The organism is Caloramator australicus RC3 (assembly GCF_000297115.1).
Taxonomy (GTDB): domain Bacteria; phylum Bacillota; class Clostridia; order Clostridiales; family Caloramatoraceae; genus Caloramator; species Caloramator australicus.
This window is the reverse complement of sequence record NZ_CAKP01000110.1, coordinates 1-21,475: the sequence shown is the minus strand read 5'-3', so window position 1 is coordinate 21,475 and position 21,475 is coordinate 1. Positions and strand designations below refer to the sequence as shown.

Annotated in this window: 21 protein-coding genes; 18 read left to right on the top strand and 3 right to left on the bottom strand. The window is 32.5% G+C overall.

The window, feature by feature from the left end; translation table 11 throughout:
- Nucleotides 1-48: 48 nt before the first annotated feature.
- Nucleotides 49-297 (bottom strand): hypothetical protein, encoded by a 249-nt coding sequence (locus CAAU_RS10570; RefSeq protein WP_051004415.1) that lies wholly within the window; start codon nt 295-297, stop codon nt 49-51.
- Between the two features lie 183 nt (nt 298-480).
- Between CAAU_RS10570 and CAAU_RS10565 the strand changes: the two genes are divergently transcribed.
- The 6 genes from CAAU_RS10565 to CAAU_RS10540 all read left to right on the top strand — a co-directional run bounded on the left by CAAU_RS10565 (nt 481) and on the right by CAAU_RS10540 (nt 5,617).
- Complete coding sequence (locus CAAU_RS10565) at nt 481-2,292, top strand: FAD-dependent oxidoreductase (RefSeq protein WP_008909428.1); 1,812 nt, start codon at nt 481-483, stop codon at nt 2,290-2,292.
- Nucleotides 2,279-2,641, top strand: coding sequence for a NusG domain II-containing protein (locus CAAU_RS10560; protein ID WP_040306532.1), 363 nt, complete (start codon nt 2,279-2,281; stop codon nt 2,639-2,641). Before CAAU_RS10565 ends, CAAU_RS10560 begins: the two co-directional genes overlap by 14 nt.
- Nucleotides 2,642-2,650: 9 nt before the next feature.
- Nucleotides 2,651-3,160 (top strand): Gx transporter family protein, encoded by a 510-nt coding sequence (locus tag CAAU_RS10555; RefSeq protein WP_008909426.1) that lies wholly within the window; start codon nt 2,651-2,653, stop codon nt 3,158-3,160.
- Nucleotides 3,161-3,164: 4 nt separating this feature from the next.
- On the top strand, nt 3,165-4,118 hold the full coding sequence (locus tag CAAU_RS10550; RefSeq protein WP_008909425.1) for a polyprenyl synthetase family protein: 954 nt from the start codon (nt 3,165-3,167) through the stop codon (nt 4,116-4,118).
- Nucleotides 4,119-4,247: 129 nt separating this feature from the next.
- Nucleotides 4,248-4,679, top strand: coding sequence for an NfeD family protein (locus tag CAAU_RS10545; protein WP_008909424.1), 432 nt, complete (start codon nt 4,248-4,250; stop codon nt 4,677-4,679).
- Nucleotides 4,676-5,617, top strand: coding sequence for an SPFH domain-containing protein (locus CAAU_RS10540; protein WP_008909423.1), 942 nt, complete (start codon nt 4,676-4,678; stop codon nt 5,615-5,617). The genes CAAU_RS10545 and CAAU_RS10540 overlap by 4 nt, the downstream gene beginning before the upstream one ends.
- A gap of 8 nt (nt 5,618-5,625) precedes the next feature.
- Here the strand turns inward: CAAU_RS10540 and CAAU_RS10535 are convergent, their stop codons facing one another.
- Complete coding sequence (locus CAAU_RS10535) at nt 5,626-7,923, bottom strand: EAL domain-containing protein (RefSeq protein WP_051004414.1); 2,298 nt, start codon at nt 7,921-7,923, stop codon at nt 5,626-5,628.
- 148 nt (nt 7,924-8,071) lie between these two features.
- Here CAAU_RS10535 and CAAU_RS10530 point away from each other — a divergent pair, with 148 nt between their 5' ends.
- From CAAU_RS10530 to CAAU_RS15030, 6 genes are read left to right on the top strand one after another with little or no spacing between them, the layout of a single operon-like run.
- The gene (locus CAAU_RS10530) at nt 8,072-9,082 is read left to right on the top strand and encodes a LacI family DNA-binding transcriptional regulator (protein ID WP_008909421.1); all 1,011 of its coding nucleotides are present in this window, start codon (nt 8,072-8,074) and stop codon (nt 9,080-9,082) included.
- Nucleotides 9,082-9,939, top strand: a complete 858-nt coding sequence (locus tag CAAU_RS10525; RefSeq protein WP_008909420.1) for a carbohydrate ABC transporter permease — start codon at nt 9,082-9,084, stop codon at nt 9,937-9,939. The genes CAAU_RS10530 and CAAU_RS10525 overlap by 1 nt, the downstream gene beginning before the upstream one ends.
- Nucleotides 9,929-10,750, top strand: coding sequence for a carbohydrate ABC transporter permease (locus CAAU_RS10520; RefSeq protein WP_008909419.1), 822 nt, complete (start codon nt 9,929-9,931; stop codon nt 10,748-10,750). Before CAAU_RS10525 ends, CAAU_RS10520 begins: the two co-directional genes overlap by 11 nt.
- A gap of 48 nt (nt 10,751-10,798) precedes the next feature.
- The gene (locus tag CAAU_RS10515; RefSeq protein ID WP_008909418.1) at nt 10,799-12,028 is read left to right on the top strand and encodes a sugar ABC transporter substrate-binding protein; all 1,230 of its coding nucleotides are present in this window, start codon (nt 10,799-10,801) and stop codon (nt 12,026-12,028) included.
- 53 nt (nt 12,029-12,081) lie between these two features.
- The gene (locus CAAU_RS15035; RefSeq protein WP_008909417.1) at nt 12,082-12,873 is read left to right on the top strand and encodes a glycoside hydrolase family 65 protein; all 792 of its coding nucleotides are present in this window, start codon (nt 12,082-12,084) and stop codon (nt 12,871-12,873) included.
- Nucleotides 12,874-12,932: 59 nt separating this feature from the next.
- Entirely contained in the window at nt 12,933-14,402 is a 1,470-nt protein-coding gene (locus CAAU_RS15030) for a glycoside hydrolase family 65 protein (protein ID WP_008909416.1), read from the top strand.
- Here CAAU_RS15030 and CAAU_RS10500 read toward each other — a convergent pair.
- Nucleotides 14,391-15,416: a YkvI family membrane protein gene (locus CAAU_RS10500; protein ID WP_008909415.1), complete on the bottom strand. Its 1,026-nt coding sequence runs from the start codon at nt 15,414-15,416 to the stop codon at nt 14,391-14,393. The two genes, CAAU_RS15030 and CAAU_RS10500, sit on opposite strands and share 12 nt — an antisense overlap.
- Nucleotides 15,417-15,514: 98 nt before the next feature.
- Between CAAU_RS10500 and CAAU_RS10495 the strand changes: the two genes are divergently transcribed.
- The 6 genes from CAAU_RS10495 to CAAU_RS10470 all read left to right on the top strand — a co-directional run.
- Nucleotides 15,515-16,621 (top strand): hypothetical protein, encoded by a 1,107-nt coding sequence (locus CAAU_RS10495; RefSeq protein WP_008909414.1) that lies wholly within the window; start codon nt 15,515-15,517, stop codon nt 16,619-16,621.
- Between the two features lie 311 nt (nt 16,622-16,932).
- Nucleotides 16,933-18,042: an ABC transporter ATP-binding protein gene (locus tag CAAU_RS10490; RefSeq protein WP_008909412.1), complete on the top strand. Its 1,110-nt coding sequence runs from the start codon at nt 16,933-16,935 to the stop codon at nt 18,040-18,042.
- A gap of 11 nt (nt 18,043-18,053) precedes the next feature.
- Nucleotides 18,054-18,980, top strand: a complete 927-nt coding sequence (locus tag CAAU_RS10485; protein WP_008909411.1) for a PucR family transcriptional regulator — start codon at nt 18,054-18,056, stop codon at nt 18,978-18,980.
- A 10-nt stretch (nt 18,981-18,990) separates the two neighbouring features.
- Nucleotides 18,991-20,013 carry a LacI family DNA-binding transcriptional regulator gene (locus CAAU_RS10480; protein WP_008909410.1) on the top strand — a complete coding sequence of 341 codons (1,023 nt, stop codon included), beginning with the start codon at nt 18,991-18,993 and terminating at the stop codon, nt 20,011-20,013.
- A 349-nt stretch (nt 20,014-20,362) separates the two neighbouring features.
- Entirely contained in the window at nt 20,363-21,064 is a 702-nt protein-coding gene (locus CAAU_RS10475; protein ID WP_008909409.1) for a 2-phosphosulfolactate phosphatase, read from the top strand.
- Nucleotides 21,065-21,194: 130 nt separating this feature from the next.
- Nucleotides 21,195-21,475 (top strand): transposase (locus CAAU_RS10470; protein WP_040306526.1); only part of this gene is annotated, 281 nt, incomplete at its 3' end.

Below are 21,475 nucleotides of genomic sequence, written 5' to 3'. Positions count from 1 at the left end.
AAAACAGAGTAAGAAGGTAAAGGTTTAAGAATATCAAAGCCACAAAGTTTAGCAATGATTAAATTGTTTTCTWGAAAAATCTTTGAGATCAGTAATTTGAGCAAATTTCTCACATTTCATAACGATGAAGGCTCTAAAGAGAGCATGGCGAGAATAACCGGTAGGACCGTATTTAGAGGGGAGCCTATCAGGTAAAGGAGATAAATCAAGATTTTCAAATAGTTTTGTATAGAAATTAATAAGTTTTTGAGAAGTAAAGAGTTCAATAATGTTAAAAATTTCTTGACGTTGATACATAGAGATTTCCTCCTTTTTGTTGCTAAGTTTATGTTGATATATAAATATAATTCGGCAAAAATGGAGGAAATCCTATGAAATATATTTGAGTGATAAAAAAAATTTAGTCCTAACGGGCTAGTAGTTTCAAGGTCTTTAAATTATGCTCAAGGCTATTAACGAATTAAATACGGGGGTGATTTAATGGCAAAAAAAATAGTGATCCTGGGTGCCGGGTATGGAGGTGTTAGGGCTGCAAAATTGTTAAATAAAAGACTAAAAAAACATGATGTAGAGATTAATCTCATAGATAAAAATCCATACCATACCCTTATGACTGAACTTCATGAGGTTGCTGGAGGAAGGGTTGAAGAGGATGCTGTAAAAGTGGAGCTAAAAAGATTGTTCCATAGGAGCAAGGTTAATGTTATTGTTGATCAAATAATTGATGTTGATTTTAAAAACAGGAGATTGACATCAAAGGAAGCAATTTATGAATATGATTATTTGATATTAAACATAGGAAGTGAACCTGCTTTCTTTGGAGTTAAAGGTGTTCAAGAATACGGTTTTACATTATGGTCTTTAGAGGATGCTAAAAATATTAGAAGACATATTGAAGACATGTTTGAAGAAGCTTCAAAAACCACAAGCAGCGAAGAAAGAAGAAAATTATTAACCTTTGTAGTAGCAGGTGCAGGCTTTACAGGAGTTGAAATGGCAGGGGAACTTGCAGAATTTAAAAAAGAATTGTGCTATAAATATAATATAGATGAAAAAGAAGTTAGAGTAATGATAGTTGAGGCTTTAGATACCATACTGCCTACTTTGAACGAAAAACTTATTAAAAAGGCAAGATATTATATCAACAAGTTAAACATAGAGCTAAGAACCTCATCTCCTATTGTTGAAGTTTCCGAGGATAAGGTTGTCCTTAAAAATGGAGATGTAATTAATACTAAAACCCTTATTTGGACATGCGGGGTTCAAGGTAATTCATTTGCTTCTAAGTTAGATATAACTTTGGGTAAAAGAGGAAGAATTTTAACGAATGAATATATGCAAAGCGTTGATTATGACAATGTTTATGTTATTGGCGATATAACATATTTTGAAGAAGATCAAAAACCGGTTCTTCAGGTTGTTGAAACTGCTCTTCAAACTGCGGATGTTGCAGCTGAAAATATAGTTGCAGATATCAAAGGCAGTGAAAAGAAAAGGTTCAAATCAAACTATCATGGCTTTATGGTATCTATAGGTTCTAGATACTGCGTTGCAACCTTGATGAATAAAAATGTTACAGGATTTTTTGCAATGGCAGCAAAACATCTTGTAAATATGCATTATTTATTTGGAATCGGCGGATTTTTATTGATATGGGACTATTTTAAACATCATTTTATGGACATTAAAAATAATAAATCTATGGTTGGAGGACATTTTGCTTCTAAAACGCCTACTTTCTGGCTTGTTCCTTTAAGATTATTTATAGGAATAATGTGGTTGATAGAAGGATTGGGCAAAGTAAAACAAGGCTGGCTAAGTCCAGATAAAATATTTATTGTAACAGCTTCAAGTGTTTCTGGAGCATCCCAAGCAACAGAGGCTGTTGCTTCGGCATCCCAGGCAGTAAGCCAGGCTGTTCCACTTTTAAAGCAGCCACCTGAATTTTATCAACAATTTATGCATATATTTGTTGAGCCCTTTGCTTATTATTTTCAAGTGATGGTAGTATTAGCTGAGATAGGAATAGGTTTAGCATTGATAGCAGGTCTTTTTACAGCATTAGCATCATTAGCATCGATTTTCTTGTGCTTTAACTTTATATTGTCTGCTATGGCAGGTAAGGAAATACTCTGGTATATATTTGGCGCTATAGCCCTTTTAGGAGGAGCTGGACGTTCCTTTGGACTTGATTATTATGTAGTTCCATGGTTCTATAAATGGTGGGAAAAGACTTTTAGAGGTAAATTAAACTTTAAATCTAAAAAGAGGGGAATATATGAAAAAGCATGACATATATATAATAGTTATTACACTCATAATAGCTCTTTCCATCCAAGGATTTTACATGTTTAGCAAAAAAGGAAAAGGTGAATACGTTCACATATATAAGGGAGGAAAATTATATAAAAGCTTAAAGTTAAGTGAGAATAATAAAGTTGTAATTACGGATGGGAAAGATATCAATATAATCGTAATAGAGAATGGATGCGTTTACATGAAGGAAGCAAATTGCCATGACGGGCTATGTGTAAAGATGGGTAAAATCTCAGGGGCAGGGGAAAGCATTGTTTGCCTGCCCCATAAAATTGTTGTTGAGATAGAAGGAGAAAAAAAGGATATAGATGATTCTACGTATTGAGGTGGCATCATGAAAACTAGAAGACTTGTATTTAGTTCAGTTTTAATTTCAATTGCACTTTGTCTTTATATAATTGAAATGTATATTCAATTACCATTTACCTTTCCAGGTGCAAAAATAGGTCTTGCTAATATTGTTACTGTTATCTCTTTATATATTTTAACTCCATACGAAACACTTTTAATTGTTATAATAAGAGTAGTATTGGGTTCTATTTTTAGCGGAAATTTATCTTCTTTTTTGTTTAGCGTATCTGGTGCTATCCTGAGTTTTATTATGATGCTAACTTTACTTAAAATTAGCAAAAATATATCCCCAGTTGGAATAAGTATGGTTGGAGGAATATTTCATAATGTTGGACAAGTTCTAGTTGCTATGTTTATATTAAACAATATCAATATTTTTTGGTATTTGCCATTTTTATTAGTTACAGGGCTTGTTACAGGAATATTTATAGGATATGCAGCAAACTTTTCTATTGAACATCTTAGAAGAATACAATTTAAGATAGAAAGGTGATCAAATGTCAGGATTTTGGGATAATATTGATTTTGTGAGGGATGAACTTCAGAAGGTAAATAAAATAATTAAAAGAAAAGTAAGGTGCAGCGAAAAAACGATAGAAAGTGCGTTGATAGATATATTTGACAATAACGGAAAAATGCTAAGACCTGGATTTGTTATCTTGGCTGCGTCATTTGGGGAATATGATTCCGACAAGATGACTCAAATTGCTGCAGCTGTTGAAATGTTTCATAACGCAACTTTAATTCATGATGATATACTGGATGATTCTAAGATTAGGAGAAACATGAAAACTGTTCAAGAAAAATATGGAAAAGAGGCTGCCGTTCTAATAGGGGATTTTCTCCTTTCAAGGTGTATGAGTTTATTGACGGTTTGCGATCAGGTTGATACTATAAAGGGCGTTATAAGAAGCATGGAAAGGCTAAGCGTTGGAGAGATAAATCAAATGATGACAAAGAAAAGAACGGATGTTTCTATAAATTCTTATCTAAAAAGGATTGCTGCAAAAACAGCAATATTGTTTTCCCTTAGCTTTTTTATAGGAGCTGTGGAGTCTAGGTGTTCAAAGGATATTGCTAATAGATTAAAAAAAATAGGATTTGATCTTGGAATGGCTTTTCAAATAAAGGATGATATATTGGACTTGATAGGAGATAGGACTTTTGGAAAAAGCATTGGACATGATCTAATGGAGGGAATTTATACTCTTCCAGTTATTTATGCATTAAGACATGATAAAGAGCTAGAAGAAATTTTAAGCAGCGATAAGATTGAAGACTTAAATTATTTGATCGACAGAATAATTAAGAACGGTGGAATAGAGTATTCTGAAGGACTAGCAAAAAGATATACAAGTAAAGCTTTAAAAAATATAGAGACTCTTCCTAATAATAGCTCTAAATTGGTTTTAAAAGAAATAGCATTACAACTTGCTGAAAGGAAATATTAAGATAATTAAAGGATTTTAATTTTTCTTGGCAAATAACAAACAAATAAGACTAAAATAGTAGTTTTAAGAGCTTTTAATTTTCAGAATTTGGAAGTATAATAAAAAAAACATATAAGGGGGTTTATTTGTTTGTTATATGTTTGGATTATAATAGCACTTTTAGGAATATTGACAGATATCCTGACAAGTGCTTATCTATTTTTTGCCTTCACGATAGGGGCTATTTTTGCCATTGTAGCTTTAATTTTTAATGCCTCAAATTTAATTCAGATTATAATTTTTTCAATTGTCAGTGCTTTAACTTTAGGAATAAGCTATCCTTTTATCAAAGAGACCTTAAAAAAGACTGTAAAGAGGACCTTGAGGATGGAAGAGGAATATATAGGAATGGAACTTACGGCAGAAGAGGATATAATTGATAAGGCTCATATTAAAATTAACGGAATTTATTGGCTTGCTAAAAATACTGGGGAGATAATAAAAAGGGGAGAAAGGTTTAAGATCATAGGCATAGAAGGAAGTAAGTTTTTAATCCAAAAAAGTAAGGGGGAAAAAATATGAATATCATAGCTAATGTTTTTTTGGTGTTAATTGTATTTATAGTTTTAATTGTTGTAATTTCGTCAATTAGGATTGTTAATACTGGTTATTTATACGTGGTTGAAAGGTTCGGTCAGTTTCACAGGATATTGGAGCCTGGGTGGCACTTTATAGTTCCAATTGCTGATTTTGTTAGGGCAAAGGTTTCGACAAAGCAACAAATACTTGACATTGAACCACAATCGGTTATCACTAAAGATAATGTAAAAATTTCTATAGACAACGTAATTTTTTATAAAGTAATGGATGCAAGGGCAGCAATTTATAATATTGAAAATTACAAAGCGGGTATAATTTATTCTACAATAACTAATATGAGAAATATCGTAGGAAATATGACCCTTGATGAGGTATTATCAGGTAGGGATAAAATTAACAATGAACTTTTAAGGGTTGTTGATGAAATTACAGATGCTTACGGTATTAAAATACTTTCTGTTGAGATTAAAAACATAATTCCTCCAGCGGAAATTCAACAGGCAATGGAAAAGCAGATGAAGGCAGAAAGAGATAAAAGAGCAGCAATACTTCAAGCAGAAGGTGAAAAACAAAGCGCCATTGCAAAGGCAGAAGGGTTAAAGCAGGCTAAAATTCTAGAGGCAGAAGCAGAAAGAGAAGCAAATATAAGAAGAGCAGAAGGTCAAAGAGAAGCACAGCTTCTTGAAGCAGAAGGTAGGGCTATGGCAATAAGAAAGATCGCAGAAGCTCAGGCAGAAGCCATTAATCTTGTAAACAAGGCAATAATTGAATCGGGAACAAATGAAGTAGTTATAGCACTAAAGCAGGTTGAAGCACTACAAGAGATGGCTAAAAATCCAGCAAATAAAATCATACTTCCCAATGAAGCTATATCAAGCCTTGGCAACATTGCAGCAATTGGAGAAATGCTTAAAAAATAAAGGGATGCTCAGCATCCCTTTATATATTTTGCTTCGAATTCTTCCTTAGGCAAAGGTTTATCTATAAGATATCCCTGAATTTTTTCAACATTAAGTTCCTTTAAAATCTCAAGTTGCAATTTGTTTTCAATACCTTCAACAATTACACTTAATTTTAATGAGTTTGCCATTGAAATAATGGCCTTTATTATTTCGATATTTTTTTCATCTTTTATGTTATTTATAAGGGATCTATCTATCTTTAATATATCTATAGGGAGTCTAGCTATATAATTTAGAGAGGAATAACCTGTTCCGAAATCATCTATTGCAATTTTTACACCTAATTCCTTTAATTTATTTAATATTTCTGCTACCCTTTCTAAATCTTCTAAAGCTTCTTCTTCAGTGATTTCAAGAATTACATTCTGAGGGGAAAAAGTAAACTTTGTGATAGTGTCTTTAATGAACTCTACAAAGTTTTCATCTATAATTTGTTTAAAAGAGGTATTAATTGAAATTGAAAAATTTTCCACACCTGAATCCATCCAAATTTTACATTGTTTAATTGAATTAGTTAAGACAAAGTTATCTATCTCGGGAAGTAATCCTAATTCCCTTGCAATTGGAATAAACTGATTAGGTGGGATAATCTTATTATCTAAACTTAATCTAACTAAAGCTTCTGCACTACAAACTTTATTTTCCTTTAAACTATAAATAGGTTGATAGAATATAATAAATTCATTATTTTCTATACATTGTTTTAATTTGTTGCTTAAAGTTAAAGTGGTTAAAGCCTTTTCATTTAGTGCAGGATTGAAATATTGATATTTTAATTTTTTCTTTTTACATTCATACATGGCTATCTCAACGTTTTTTAGTAAACTTTTAAGAGTAGAACCATCCTTTGGAAATTCGGCTATTCCTATGGATGCTTCAATGTATAATTTGTCTGATTTTAAATGCAAAGGTTTGGATAATAGGTTAATAATATCATTAACTATATTTTGAATTTGAAAAGTGCCGCTCAGGTTTTCAAGGATGATTAAAAATTCGTCGCCCCCTATTCTTGCTATAAATTTATTCTTTTTTATATTATTTTGTAATTTCTTTGATAAAAACTTTAAAACTGCATCGCCTAAATCATGTCCATACATATCGTTTATATTTTTGAAATTATCTATATCAAGCAAAATAGCGTAAAAGGGTCTCTTAGCATTTATCAATTCTTCAATGTGTTTTACGGCTTTTAGCCTATTTGGAAGTTGAGTTAAACTATCATGATATGCAAGATAGTAAATATCATCAAGGCTTTCCTTTAATCGTTTTGACGTTAGTTTAAATTTATCCAGCATAGAATTAATGTCCCTTGATAAAATATCAATCTCATCATCACCGTCAATAGGTAGGCGAAGTTCAAGATTTGATGTTTTTTCAATAGTATTAATTATATCCTTAATCAGCATTATCCTGTTGAGGATGGATTTTCTTAATCTAAAAACAAATATCAAGATGGATGTAAGAACTAATAACAGAGAAGTAAGGGAAAAAAACATGATGTTTTTTATAGCTTCACGATAAAAAATCCTTTCAAATCTAATTGTAAAGGACACCGAGGGAAGATTAAAAATATTTTTAAAAGTGGTTTTAGCATAAATTAAATTATCATTGAGTTTTAAAGATCGATCAAGAAAGTTAGTTTTTTCTATAGAGTCTATATTAACTGTCAGATCATTATCTATTTCACGAATTTCTTCCTTGTTTAAATATTTACCAACTATAAAATACCCTTTTGGCGGAGATGATGCATTGCTGTCTTGAATTGTTTGAATGCTTAATAAAACTGGTGTGTTATAAAGGTTTTCTACGCCTAAAGTATCTTTACCAATTGATAATATATATTTGTTTATTAAAGGAAGTATACTTGTTTTTATCTTTTTGTTTAAAAATTCATCATCATAACTATTTTGGTTATATCTTTCATATATAATGTTCCCACTTTTATCGGTAATAAATAAAAAGTTTACGCCGTTTTTATCAAAGGAAATATCGTAGTTGAAATTTGAATTTATATATTCGGAATTTTTTGTTTCTACAAATTTATAAGTTTCATCCCACTTTGAATAATCAAGGGATAGGCTATATAACATATGAGCTTGTTTGTTTATATAGATTTCTAAGCGATTTATTTTATCATAAGCTATTTGTTTCTCAAAAGTTGTTACAGGATCAAAAATATATTTTTTAAAAATAAAAAAAGTTAAGACAAGCACTATTAAAGCCACTATACTAATATCTTTTGTCAATCGATTCTGTATCTTCATGCCTTATCCTCCAAAAGTTAGTATTAAGTAATATTATACAATAAACAAAAATTTATGAAAATATTAATTTTGTGAAAATACAGATATTGAATTTTACTAAAAATTATGATATTATTTTTTTAAGGAAACGTTTCCAAGGAGTGATTTTATGTCAGTTACAATAAAGGACGTAGCAAAAAAAGCAGGTGTAGGCCTAGGAACCGTGTCAAGAGTTTTAAACAATCATCCTTCGGTCTCTGAGGAAACAAGGAAAAAAGTTTTAGATGCTATCAAGGAGCTTGATTATAATCCAAATGCAATAGCAAGAAGCTTAAAAGTAAAATCTACAAAGTCTATTGGTGTTATGATTCCTGATATATCCAGTGCCTTTTATCCTGATATAGTAAGGGGCATAGAAGATATAGCAAATGAGTATAAATATAACATAATACTTTTAAATACAGACCTTAAAAGGGAGAAGGAAAAGGAAGCCCTTATAATGCTCAAAGAAAAAAAGGCAGATGGAATTTTGTTTATTAGTAATACAATAAGCGAAAAATTAAAAAGGGATTTTAAGAAGGTAAACATACCTATAGTTTTGATAGCCACAAAAGATGATGAAAGTGAATTTTACAGCGTTACCATAGATAACGAAAGGGCAGCCTATGAGGCTACAAAGTATTTAATTAAATTAGGCCACAAAAGGATTGCCATGATTGCAGGGAAAAAGGAAGACCCTAATGCTGGAATTCCAAGAATAAACGGATACAAAAGGGCACTTGAAGAAAGCGGCTTAAAATTAGATGAAAACATCATATTTTACGGTGATTATAAATTTAAAAGTGGATATCAAAATATGCTAAAAGTTCTAAAGCTTAAGGACAAGCCAACTGCAATTTTTTCAGCTTCAGATACCATGGCTGTTGGTGCTGCATCTTGTGCGATGCAACATGGCTTTAAAGTCCCTGATGATTTTTCAATTATAGGTTTTGACGGAGTAGAACTTGCAGAATACTTTTATCCTCCTATAACTACTGTAAAGCAGCCAAGATATGAAATGGGAGCAAAGGGGATGGAGATGCTTATAAAAATACTCCAAGGAGAAGATGTAGAAAGGGAAGTTCAACTTGATTTTGAATTAATTGAAAGAAGCTCTTGCAAAGTAAAGGGGGAAAGTTGATGAAATTTATTAAAAAGTATTATTTTGAACTTCTTTTAATTTTACCGCTGGCTTTATATATCCTTGGCTTTACTATTTTTCCTATTTTAAAAACCATTTTGTTAAGTTTTCAAGATAAAGATACAGGGGCATTAGGTTTTTCAACTTATCAGTATCTTTTTGCTAAAAAGGATTTTAATATGGCAATATTCAACACGATTGCAGTTACATTGGTAGGGCTTACATTTCAATTAGTTGTAGGTTTATTTATTGCAATGGCTCTAAAGTATGATTTCAAAGGAAAAGGATTAGTAAGGTCCCTGGTTTTACTTCCAATGGGGGTGCCAACACTTGTATCAGGTGTTACATTGCTTTATATATTTGGAACGCAAGGATATTTAAACGAATTGTTATACAGGCTCGGTATAATAACAAAGCCAATTGCGTGGACATCAGGAGGTATAAAAAATATATTCGTCATAGCCTTTGCGGATTCTTGGAAGGTATTGCCGGTTGTAGTATTACTTCTTTTAGCCGGTTTGGAATCGATTCCAAACGATGTTTATGAAGCAAGTGCAATTGATGGTGCATCAAAAACCCAAACATTTTTCTATGTTACATTGCCTCTTTTGAAACCCTCCATCACAATGACTATGATACTAAGGGCTGTAGATTCATTTAGAATATTTGAACTTCCAAAGATTTTAGCAGGTAGAGTTACTCCATTCCTTGCAACCTATGCCTATGATGAATATTCCTACAACAACCTAAATGCATCAGCAGCAGCATCGACGATATTGCTACTTATCATAATAATATTCATGGTATTATACTTTAGATTTGTGGATAGAGGGGAGGGAGTAAAAGGTGCAAAGTAAAAAAATCATTAGCAAATTTTTCTTCTACCTTGGAATAATACTTATAGTGCTGTTTATGACAGTGCCTGTTTATATACTTTTTAGAGTTTCCTTTGCTGTGCCTGAGGATGTTTTAACATCTCATCCGAAGTTTTTAATTACAAGGTTTGAGTTTAAACATTGGGAGCAGGTGTTTAAATCAGGGAATCTTTGGCCTCCCCTCTATAAGAGTTTTATAGTTGCGACACTTACTATGATTTTAGCTTTGATTATTGCTGCACCTGCTTCCTATGCAATTTCTAGATTTGATAGGAAGATAAAATATGCAATAATTCTAACTTTGTTCTTTACGAGGATGTTCCCAAATGTAGGTATAGCACTGCCAATATCTGTTACCTTTTTAAAGTGGAACCTTATGGATACAAACTTAGGACTTGTTATGGCACACCTAATAGAGCAGCTCCCGTTTATTGCGTGGATATTGGTTTCAACCTTTGAAACGATTCCGATTGATCTTGAAGAGGCAGCATCAATTGATGGTGCAGGTAGAATAAGAACTCTACTTAAAATAGTTCTTCCAGTTGCAGCACCAGGGCTTGCAGTTGCAGCTATGTTTACATGGCTTAATTCATGGAACGAGTTTACTTATGCCCTTTATTTATCTCTTACAACAAAGACATTACCGCTACAAATTTATTACTACGTTTTAAGAGGTGGTTTCTTCCAACAGGCAGCCTACTCAACGATACTTACAATACCAGTATTGATTATTACATTTGCCCTCCAAAGATATATAAGATCAGATTACCTTGGGGGAGCTATAAAGGGTTAATGACTGCCTAAGGCAGTTAATATAATCATATAAAAAGGGGGAATCTTGATGAAATTTAAAAAACTTGTAGCACTTGCTTTATCTTTATTTGTTGTTTCAGGTTTCTTTGCAGGCTGTGCTAAAAAGGAAGCTCAGCAGCCTACAACATTAAGAGTTACAATGGGTCTTGGTGAAGAAGAATGGAAGGTTATGAGGGAGGAGATTTTCCCAGCCTTCGAACAAGCAAACAATTGTAAAATTGAAGCTATTCAAGTTGAATCAGGGGACGTTGTAAAGAAATTAGAAGCAATGAAACAGGCAGGAAAGATGGAAATTGATCTTATTGCACAGGATAACATGGCTCTTGCGCCACTTGTAGAAAAGGGACTTGTTGAAGATATTTCAGAATTTAGAAGCAAAATTCCAGCTGAAATAATTCCTTCACTTGTTACAGTTGGTGAATTTGATGGAAAGCTTTATTTCTTCCCATTCAGACCAAATGTTGAAATCAATTTCTACAATGAAGCTAAGTTCAATCAATATGGATTAAAGCCACCAACAAACTGGGACGAATTATTACAAGTTGCAAAAACATTAAAGGAAAAAGAAGGCGTTGGTAAGGTAGGTATTAAGGCTGTATTTGACGGAAATACAACTGTTCAATTATTCGAATTCATAAGACAAGCTGGTGGAGACCCACTTGTTCTTAATGATGAAGGAAGCATTAAGGCTTATACATTCTTGAAGGAACTTTGGCCATACCTTTCACCAGACTCATTAAAGGCTGACTGGAACACAACAAATAGGTTTATCGCTGAAGAATCAATGTATCTTGCAGCTAACTGGCCTTTTGGTGTTAACGTAATTGTTAAGGATGGCGGAAAGAAGGAAATAAAGGCTTATGGTGGATTCTCAGGACCAGTTAAGGCTTCAAAGGTCCTTGGTGGAGACGTTCTTGGTATTCCAGTTGGATCACCAAACAAGGAACTTGCTCTTAAGTTCATCGAATACTTAATGTCAAAGGAAGTTCAAGAAAAACTTGCTTCAAAGCTCGGCTGGCCATCAGCAAGAACAGATGCTTATGGTCAAGTTGAAGATTGGCAAAAGCCATATTTTGATGCTATAAACGAAGCTATGAAGGTTGCTGAACCAAGACCAAACCTTGTTTACTGGGCAGATGTTGATAAGGCTCTTAACGATGCATTAAAGGAAATAGTTATCGACGGTAAGGATGTTAAGGCTACATTAGACAAGTATCATCAAAAGATTGAAGAAGCAAAGCAAAAAGCAGGTAAGTAATAATTTGGCATGCCCTAAGGCATGCCAAATTTTAATAGAAAGGAGATGTTGCAATGAATGAAATAAAGAACGATCTTTTAATAGATGAATGGAAAATAGTTGAGAAAAATTTTAATCTAGAGGGCAGCAAAAAAAATGAGACAATTTTCTCAATTGGCAACGGTTATATTGGAATGAGGGGAAATTTTGAAGAAGGCTTAAAGGATAAAAAATATACAGTAGAAGGCACATATTTAAACGGTTTTTATGAAACCCATGAAATAAAATATGGAGAAAAGGCCTATGCCTTCCCAGAGATAGGTCAGACTATGTTAAACGTCATAAATTCAAAGATTATAAAAATTTATGTTGATGATGAAGAATTTAATATGATGGATTCAGAAATTTTAGATTATGAAAGGGTTTTGGATCTTAAGGAAGGAGTTTTAAAAAGAAAAGCTGTATGGAGAACTAAAACAGGTAAAGAATTGGAATTAAATTTTGAAAGATTGGCAAGTTTCGATGATAAGCACCTTGCAGCAGTAAAAGTTTCAATTATACCTTTAAATTTTAGTGGAAAAATTAAATTGGTTTCGTTAATAGATGGAAACGTAAAGAATCTTACTGCTGAGGATGATCCAAGAGTAGGTTCGGGACTTTCTGGAAGATCCCTTGAAATAATAGAAAAAAATATTGAAGATGACGAAATTTCAATCCTTTCAAAAACAAAGAATTCTAACTTTAAACTTTTATGTGCAGCCAAAAATTTATTTACAACAGAACAAGATTATACAGTAAAGAGCATTGAGGATGAATATATAGTTGGAATTGAATACGAAATAAATGGGGTTGAAAAGAAAAAATAGAATTTATTAAATATATATCCTACACAACAACAAGGGACTATGATGATGAAATTTTTAATGTGAAGGATAGGGTGCTAAAAAGGGCAGTTAAGATGGGTTATGAGAATATCAAGAAAAATCAAATAGAGTATATGAAAAGATTTTGGGAAAGTGCAGATGTTGAGATCGAAGGGGATGCTAAACTTCAGCAGGGGATAAGATTTAATATGTTCCATATTCTTCAATCAACAGGTAAGGATTCAAAAACAAATATAGGAGCAAAAGGCCTGACTGGAGAAGGATATGAAGGACATTATTTTTGGGATACAGAAATGTATATTATCCCAATGTTTATATATACAAAGCCTGAGGTAGCCAGAAAATTATTAGAATATAGATATAATACCTTGGACAAAGCGAGGGAAAGGGCGAGACAAATGTCTCATGAAAAAGGTGCTCTTTTCCCATGGAGAACAATAAACGGTGAAGAATGTTCGGCTTACTTTCCAGCTTCAACTGCACAATATCATATAAATGCTGATATAGCATATGCTATTAAGAAATATTATGAGGCAACTTTAGACGAAGAGTTTTTAATAAAGTATGGGGCAGAGATACTATTTGAAACTGCAAGGATTTTTGAGGATCTTGGTCATTATGTTGAAGGCAAGGGCTTTTGTATAGATGGAGTTACAGGTCCAGATGAATATACAGCAATCGTTAACAACAACGCATATACAAACCTAATGGCAAAGGATCATTTGAGTTTTGCAGCCTATGTAGCAGAATATATAAAGAAAAATTTTAATGATGAATACCAAAGGATAAAAGGGAAAATAGAACTTGATGAAGAGGAAATAGTAAGATGGAAAAAAGCAGCCGACAATATGTATATTCCATATGATGAAAAATTAAAGATCCATCCGCAGGATGATAGCTTCCTTAGCAAGAAAATTTGGGACTTTGAAAATACCCCAAAGGAAAATTACCCTCTACTTTTACACTACCATCCTCTTGTAATTTACAGACATCAGGTATGCAAACAGGCTGACTGGGTTTTAGCCCTATATTTACACAGCGATAAATTTACTAAAGAACAAAAAATTAGGGATTTTGAATACTATGAGAAAGTAACAACCCATGATTCTTCATTATCACCCTGCATATTTAGTATTGTTGCCTGTGATATAGGATATATAGATAAGGCTTATGATTACTTTATGAGAACGGCAAGAATGGACCTTGATGACCATCATGGAAATACAAAGGATGGAATCCATGCAGCTAATATGGCAGGGTCATGGTTGGGTATTGTGGCTGGTTTTGGAGGATTTAGAGCCTTTGGAGATGAAATTTTATTTAGCCCAAGGATCCCACAAAATTGGAATAGATATTCATTTAAGATAAACTATAGACAAAGACTTATAAAAGTTGATGTAAATAAAGAAAAAGTAACATTACAATTAATAAAGGGAAGCCTTATTAAAGTTAAGTTGTATGATGAAGAAGTTCAGCTAGAGGATAAAATCGAAAGAAATTTAGCGAATTAAAATAGCCTTTAGACTGCTTATGATAAGAAAAATCAGGCTGATTATCCCATAAAGAGGATAAATTAGTCTTATAAGACTAGAAAAAGTAATAAAAGCGAAGGGAATTGAAACTGATATTATTATAATTGCTGTCTGGCTATAATTAAGCTTTAAAAGATGTTTTAGTCTGTTTGAAAGGGAATAGATATCGCTAATTTCAGTTGAAATCATTTCAAGCCAAATAGCAATCAAAAGATTAATAGGGAGTATTTCACCGTAGAATCTTGCAATGTATATATTTGGAACTTCCTTGCTAAAACTTTGAGGATAATAGCACAAAAGGGAGTAGTTTATTATAAGTGCTATAAAGGTTAATATGAAACTTCCTAATATGGAGCCTTTAATAAAGGCTCCTTTATTTTTTATTTCCTCCATCATTGGTGTAAATACTCCAACTAAAGACATAATATTGAAGGAGGCATATATTACTGAAGAAGCTATCCAATTGGTTTTAAAGGGTTTGTAGATATCAATGATATGATAAAATGTGTCCTTTTCTGAGAAAAAGACTAAGATACCAAGTATTATTATGTTAATTGTTGAAAAGGGAACAACTAAGGAGTTAAATTCAATAATACCCTTTGTTGAAAAGAGGGAGATTAAAAGCACAACTATACAAACCAATATTACAGCAAATCTTTTATCGATATGGAAATATTCATAGAGCATCGTCGCAGAACCTGAAATCATAATAACATTGCTGGAAAACACAAAAAAAGTATAAATAAAATCGCTCAAGAATGAAAATTTCCCAAATACAAAATCTAAAAAGTCCTTATATGATTTAAATTTATATTTATTAGATAATTCGATGATTATTATTGAAAAAAACATATATAAAAATAAACATAAAAATATTCCCCAAAAACCATCGACTCCATAAACAGTAAAAAATTGCAGTATCTCCTGACCGGATGCAAGGCCAGCACCTATAATTGTTCCTACAAACACAAAGGCGATCTTTAATATGTTCATTTTATCACCTTAATATTATTACAAAACTATATTTATGAAAAAAACCTAATAATAATGAATCCTTTGAGGAAAAATAAATAAAAAAGGTAGGTGATGATATGAAAAGGATTATAGCGATATTTTTACTATTGTCCATATTTTTTCTAGCTGGATGCCCTGATAAGAATGAGAAGTCCGATACTAATAAAACTGAAGTAAAAAGTGATAAACTGGACAAAAAAAGTGCAGAGGAGTTTTTAAATAATTACATGTTCCACGCAATGCAAAGAGATATAAATGCAATGATATCCTACTATAGTCCTAAGCTTAGGGAAAACTATAAAGAACTTCCTAAACAGGAAAATCCAAGACCAGTTGCTTATAAAATAGAAAAGGAAGGCTTTAATGAAGATGAGTTTACAGTCCATATATTTAGTTCTTATTATAACTTTCCTTACTTTTCTGAGGATGTTATCAAATATAAAATAATTACTAAGGATAGCAAACTTATGATAGATGAAATTAAAAAGGATAAATCTACTGAGTATTTTGCAAAGGGAAATATTCTTTATAAAAAAGAAGATGAAAAGTCTAAGGCTGAAGCTATTATCTCCCTTGAGGATTTACCCAATTTTACATCTGCTCAAAACATGCTAACTCCTGAACAAAAGTTTAAAGTTCCTAAAAAAAGATTTGGCCCTTGTGCATCTTCCCCTGAAGGGGACATGATTGTCATATCAAGCATTGATAAGGATTCTTTTTTGGGGATGGTAAAACTTGAGGAGGAAACCTTTAAGGTATCTCAAGGAGGTGGGCAGGGTCAACAGGAGGGGCAAGCTGCCCAGCAGACACAACAGGAAGGACAGCAGGAGGAGGGAAAAAGGGAGGTAAAAATAAAGTCCATAGATTATTTCCTTGGTAAGGTAATAAATTTAATAGCCTTTTCACCGGATGGTAAAAAGTTTTTAGTTGAGATTGAGGATGAAAAGGGAAAAAGGGAAATAAAAGCATATAATGGTGAAGATGGTTCAAGTATCGATATGCCCTTAAATTCTCAATTTAAAGGTGATGTTTTTTCTTTAAGGGACCCCTTTTTTATATCTGAAAAGGAATTTGCCTTTAGCGTTGATGTAAAAGCTAATGCAACGGATGAGGAAAAAAGACTTAAGGGAGACTGGATTTTTGACATTGAAAATAAAAAATTCAGACAAATCAAACAATTTTGATTGGAATTTTAATAATTTCAAAGTATAATATAAATAAAGAAAAAAATTGGGGTGGGTTTATGAATAGGGGGAAAGAAGTTAAAATTATTAATTTCAAATGGTTAAGATTTAAAAAGAAGCTTAAAAATTTTTTTAGTTTTTTTGTGCCGTTAAAAAATTGTGATAAAGCAAAACAGAAGAATTCCCAAAGGATTCATAAGGTAATATAACTTTGTTTAAATTGCATATTTTATTCATATACCTTATATATTTAAGGTCCTTTTTTTGTATGCTATGATGTAATTAAAGTCTTATATTTAAGGGGGATCTTTATGGCTAAAGTTGTATTAAAGAATGTTTATAAAGTTTATCCAGGTAATGTCACTGCAGTTAAAGATTGTAATTTGGAAATTGAAGATAAGGAATTCGTAGTTCTTGTTGGACCTTCAGGATGTGGAAAATCAACAACTTTAAGAATGATTGCAGGCCTTGAAGAAATTTCATCAGGTGAGCTTTACATTGGAGACAAGCTAATGAACGATGTTGCACCAAAGGATAGAGATATTGCAATGGTTTTCCAAAACTATGCTCTTTATCCACATATGACTGTTTATGAAAACATGGCCTTTGGATTAAAGTTAAGGAAAGTTCCCAAGGATGTAATCGATAAAAAGGTTAGAGAAGCTGCAAGAATACTTGATATTGAACATCTTTTAGATAGAAAGCCAAAGGCTCTATCAGGTGGACAAAGACAAAGAGTTGCCCTTGGAAGAGCAATAGTTAGAGAGCCTAAGGTATTCTTAATGGATGAGCCTCTATCAAACCTTGATGCAAAATTAAGAGTTCAAATGAGAACAGAAATTTCAAAGCTTCATAAGAGATTAAATACTACATTTATATATGTTACCCATGACCAAACAGAAGCTATGACAATGGGAACAAAGATAGTTGTAATGAAGGATGGAGTAATTCAGCAAATTGCTGCACCACAGGACATTTATGAACATCCTGCAAACCTATTTGTTGCCGGATTTATTGGAAGCCCACAGATGAACTTTATCGATGCAAAGATTGTTAAAGAAGGAGATAATTTATTCATTGTATTTGGCAATGTAAAGCTCCCTATTCCACAGGATAAGGCAAAGGTTATTGAAGAAAAGGGCTATATTGGTAAGGAAGTAATCTTTGGTATAAGACCAGAACATATAGATGATAGCACAGATTTCATAACTGCACATAAGGAAAGCATAATTGAAGCTAAGGTAGAGGTTATTGAGCACATGGGTGCTGAAACATATCTTTATGTTGTATGCGAAGGCAAGAATATAACAGCAAGAGTTGAGCCAACAAGCAAGGCAAAGGTTGATGAAACTATAAAACTTGCTATAGATATGAACAAGATGCACGTTTTTGACAAAGAAACTGAACTTGCTATTTGCTAAGGAGGATAACTATGTCATTCTGCGATGATTTACATTTAGCCTTAGGATATGAAATTGGGTTATACGATATAAATGGCAATCTCAAAGAAGGAAAAGATATAGGGTTTAAGGACGTTGATGGTATAGAAATCGGTGACTTTACCTTTATTAGGATAGGCGATAATATATTATCAATTAAAGGCAAATTATCGCAGGATGCCTGTAACCTTGTAAAGCTTTATTTTAGTTTTTATAAAAATAAAGAGGCTGCAGATGTTCTGCAGCCTCTTGAATATATTCTAAAAAACGATGTTTCTAAAGAAAAGCTAATAGGAAAGTTTTTAAATAAAACGACGATGTATATAATGTGCCCTATTAAGTATTTTAATATATTAGAAAGTATTTACGATGGTTACGAGGCAGAACTTGTAAAGGATGATGAGGGCATTTATATAGTAAAAGAAATTGAAAATTTTGAAGAGGAAGCAGAATCCATTCTTGAGGAGTTAAAGCAGGAAGGTGCTAATAATGTAATAATAGGCTCAGGAAGACAAGTAAAGGGTGATTATACTATAAAAAATTCAGCTATTCATGCTAAAACATCCTGTCTTCTTGCCAAAAATTTAGGATATAATGAAGGAATATTCCATATTGATAAAATGATTCTTTATGGTATAATTTCTGAGGGTGATATGGCTAAAATAGATTTTTATCTAAATGGCGGGTATGAAAATTTTTATGATGTATATAGAGATAAAGAGCTTATAAATACAGCAGAAGAGCTCTTTAGGTGCCATCTTAATATTAGTGAAGCATCCAGAAGATTGTATCTTCATAGAAATACGCTCCTTTATAGAATTGAAAAGATTAAGGCTATAACAGGACTTGATATTAAAAAATTTGAAGAGGCTGTTGTATTTAGGACCGTTATTTCTATTTTTAAATTAAAAAGAAAGTAGGGGGAAGGTAATGGTTACAATAAAGGATGTAGCAGAAAAAGCTGGAGTATCCCCATCGACGGTATCAAGAGTAATATCGGACAGTCCAAGGATAAGTGAAAAAACTAAGGAAAAGGTAAGGCTGGCGATGAAGGAATTAGGATATCATCCTAATGCTATAGCCAGAAGCCTTGTAAACAAGACGACAAAAACTATAGGAATAGTTATGCCACGTTCTGCTGAACATGTCTTTTTGAATCCCTTCTTTCCAGAGGCGCTAAGAGGCATTGCAAAGTGTGCCCATGATGAAGAATATTGCTTGCTTCTTACTACAGGCAATACAGAAAAGGAACAGATGGAATCTTTAAATTCCATTGTTTTTGGTGGAAGAGTAGATGGGCTTATTTTGATGTATTCGAGGGTAAACGATGCTATATTAAACAAAGTTATGGAGCTTAACCTTCCTTTTTCGATGATAGGAAGGCCCTATAATGATGAAAATATAAATTTTGTAGATAATGATAATGTTAAATCTGCCTATGAAGCAACAAACTTTTTAATAAAAAAGGGACATAGAAGGATTGGGCTTATTAACGGTTCTTTAAATCTTGTCGTTTCATTAGACCGATTTGAAGGCTATAAAAAGGCATTAATTGAGAATAAAATAGAACTTGATGAAAGTTTATTGACCTCCAGCGATTTTGTTCAGCAGGGTGGATATGATTGTATGAAGATAATTCTATCAAGTCCTAAACCACCTACAGCTGTTCTCGTTACAGACGATTTAATGGCCTTTGGTGCTATAAGGGCTGCAAGAGAACTTAGCTTTAAGGTTCCTCAGGATATATCTATATTGAGCTTTAACAATATACCCCTTGCAGAACATGCAACTCCGCCATTAAGTTCCGTTGATATCAATGCATATAAGTTAGGATTCGAAGCAGCAAGGCTTGTTATCGATGAAATAATGGGAAGAAATGAAGAAAAACAAAAAATTATAGTTGAAACAAAACTAATATCAAGAAAAACAGTAGCAAATTATAAGGCAAAATAATGTAACCCCTTTAAAGGGGTTTCAGACTGTTGAAAAAGTTGTTTTTTGATAAGTCCCGTGAAGGATTTCCCTGGCATTTGCTCATTTCGCTAAGCAATTCTAAGCTTTTCTTTGTTTTCAAAAGTCCTACCCTCGTGAGCCGACATCCGTGTCGGCCACTCGGCTCTGCACGTCCGTGTGCAGAATTACGGACTTTTGAAAAGTCGAAAAGCAAGAATTGCTAGAGCTTATGAGAGATGCCTTTTCTAATCCTTCCGGGGCTCTTGCAAAATTTCAACACCAAAGATGGTTTGTCTACAATCTGTAACCCCTTTAAATGGGTTTTTGCTTATTTTAAGGAGATGATAATGTGAATATCGCGTTGTTTCCTTCCGTAAACGATGTTGATAAGGAATTTTTAAGGGATAAAGATGTAATTGTAATAGACGTTTTAAGAGCTACATCGGTTATTACAACAGCTATATATAACGGTGCAACTGTTTTTCCAGTATTAGAGGTGGAGGATGCATTAAAGTTTAAGGAAGAAGGATATCTTTTAGGTGGAGAAAGAAGGGGACTTAAAATCGATGGTTTTGATTTTGGAAATTCACCCTTAGAATATAAAAGGGAATTTGTTGAGGGGAAGAATATTGTTTTTACGACCTCAAATGGAACAAGAGCGATATATAAATCCTTTAATGCTAAAAATATCTATATTGGGTGTATGCTGAATGGAAAGGCTCTTGTAAAAAAAGTATTAGAGGATAAAAGGGATATTGCCATTGTTTGTGCAGGAACTTATGGTAAGCTTTCTTTAGATGATTTTATATGTGCAGGGAAAATAATATATGAATTATTAAAACTTGGGAATTGCAATATTGATGATATATCAACTGCTGCTTATATTGCCTATAGGGATTATAAAGGGAAAATATTAGAATATGTAAAATATGCGGGACATTATAATTATTTGATTTCTATAGGTTGCAAAGAGGATATAGAATATTGCTTTATGGAAGATATATTGGATGTGGTTCCTGTTTTTAAGGATGGAAGGATAGTAAAAATATAAGGCTGCATTGTATGCAGCCTCCAGACTGTTGACAAAGTATAATTTTTTAAAGAGAATCCATCGCAAAAAAAGGATTCTCTTTTTTTATGTCGAAATATAATAATATACGAAGTAATAAAGGAGGATAAGTATGCTAACAATCAACAAAGATAAAACTCGTAGAGAACAAGTAGAATTTATCTCTGTTGATCAATTGGTTCCAGAAGATCATTTAGTTAGAAAAATAGAAAAAGTTATCAATTTTGATTTTATATATGATCTTGTAAAGGACATGTATTGCTTAGATAATGGAAGACCAAGCATAGATCCTGTTGTATTAATTAAAATAGTTTTAATTCAATATATGTTTGGTATAAAATCTATGCGTCAAACAATAAAAGAAATAGAAACAAATGTTGCATACAGATGGTT